The sequence below is a fragment of the Streptomyces sp. NPDC050704 genome, from assembly GCF_040654355.1.
In the GTDB taxonomy this organism is placed as follows: Bacteria; Actinomycetota; Actinomycetes; order Streptomycetales; family Streptomycetaceae; genus Streptomyces.
Map to the genome: position 1 here is coordinate 1 of NZ_JBFAHW010000266.1, position 1953 is coordinate 1953.

General features: G+C 61.4%; 1 protein-coding gene. It reads right to left on the minus strand.

What is annotated here, in order from left to right:
* Positions 1–87 precede the first annotated feature (87 nt).
* The gene (gene ltrA / locus AB0I18_RS51965) at positions 88–1341 is read right to left on the minus strand and encodes a group II intron reverse transcriptase/maturase (protein WP_363112879.1); all 1254 of its coding nucleotides are present in this window, start codon (positions 1339–1341) and stop codon (positions 88–90) included.
* Between the last annotated feature and the right edge of the window lie 612 nt (positions 1342–1953).

Consider the following 1953-nt stretch of genomic DNA (forward strand, 5'->3'; position numbering starts at 1 on the left):
GGTCGGGTGGCCCGGGGGAATTTCACCCCCGGGCTCCCACAGATCCCGGCGTGACAGTCTCCCGTCACCGGGCTCCTATTGTCCTGGTCACCAGATCGAGTGGACCCATTTCCAGTGGGCGAAGAAGAGCGGGTACGCGGTGGTGACCTGCTTCCATCGCCGGTGGAATTTCTTGAAGGTCTTCAGCCGCCGGTATTTCTTGCGGACCCAGCGCATCAGGTAGTAGTTGATGCGCTTGAGGAGGGGATACAGCTCGGTACGATAGAAGGCACCGTAGTACTGCATCCAGCCGCGGATGATGGGGTTGAGCCATCGCGCGAACTCGCCGAGGGTGTAGCCGATGTGCATGTGGAGCCGCCAGGAGCGGACCTCCGTGCTCATCTTCTTGAGAGCGTCCTTGCTTGGCGCCGGAAGGAATGAAGTGAAGATCTTTCCGTTCCGGTCTCGCGCTGGACGACGCCGGAACGTGAAACCGAGGAAGGTGAACGACGTTGCCGCGACCTCATCGTGGCGCCCGTCTCTTCCGCAGTACACGATCCGGGTCTTGGCCGGGTGCAGTTGCAGGCCGACCTCTTCCATCCTGTCCCCGATCGCCTTCAGGACCGCACGGGCCCGGCGTTCGGAGTCGCAGTGCACGACTGCGTCATCCGCATAGCGTTCGAACTGGACGTCCGGAAAGTTCCGGGAGAGCCACAGATCGAATGCATAGTGCAGAAACAAGTTCGCCAGCACGGGAGAAACCACCGAACCTTGTGGGGTTCCGCGATCCCGCTGCCGCAAGGTGCCGTCGGGCAGTTGCAGTGGAGCGGCAAGCCACCGCTTCACATACAACACGACCCACGCGGCATCGGTATGGGTCTCCACCGCCTTGATAACGAGGTCCCAGCGGACGCTGTCGAAGAATTTGGAGACATCGAGATCGACGGCCCACTTCTTCTTCCAGCACCGCCGCCGGCATGCCTCAACCGCGTTCAGAGCCGACCTGCCCGGCCGGTAGCCGTAGGAGTCCGGGTGGAACACCGGCTCCACCCGCTTCTCCAGATGAGCGGCCACCACCGTCTGGGCGATTCTGTCCGCGACCGTGGGCACACCGAGCAAACGAACCCCGCCGCCATGCGACTTCGGGATTTCCACACCTTTCACCGGAGGAGGAAAGTAGCTTCCCGAGGACATTCGATTCCAGATCTTATAGAGGTTCCTCTTCAGATCCTTCTCGAACTCCTCGATCGTGCAGCCATCCGCCCCCGGAGCACCCTGATTGGCCTTGACCTTCAGGTATGCCTCCCAGACCTCCGTCTTTGATATCTCGAACGACTTGATCTGTGACTTCAGCTCGCCCACGCAGCTCCTCCCAGGGAACTCCTGGTTGACCGAACAAACGAACCACGGACAATCCGGCCCCTTCGCTCCGCTCCCACCGCGCCCAGCAGGAGGTTCACCGCTACTACGAACCGGTCCGCCAACACACTTCGCATCGGTACTCAGTTCCTCGCGGGTTGTCCGCTTGGAAGGCTCCCTTTCACAACGCCGCGTGGAAAACGCAGAGTTGAGGCATCGAAGTGTGTCTTCCCACGTTCCGCACGAAAGCAGCAGACCAGATTCACGTCGCCTCCACGCCGGGCACCACCTGGCCAGTAAACGGGTTTCCGCCAGGCTCATCCCGGGCCAAAAAGTAACACCCGGTTCTGATGCCATTTCATCAATAACGACGCGTCAACAGCGATCCCCCGTAAAGGGGACTGCGCTCCGTCTCCCTGATCCCCACCTGACGCCTCACGGACGCCTTTTCCACAGTCGCTCACCACGGTCGCGTCACCGCTTCCGCAGCATGTGGCGGTTTGGAGCCTCCCCCCGCAGGGCGACTCCGAAGGGCCGAAAGTCCTTCATCTCTCGTGCAGCACCGCGTTCAGCTACTCAACTACCACAAGCAGCCTCCCGCGTTCGTGGCACACC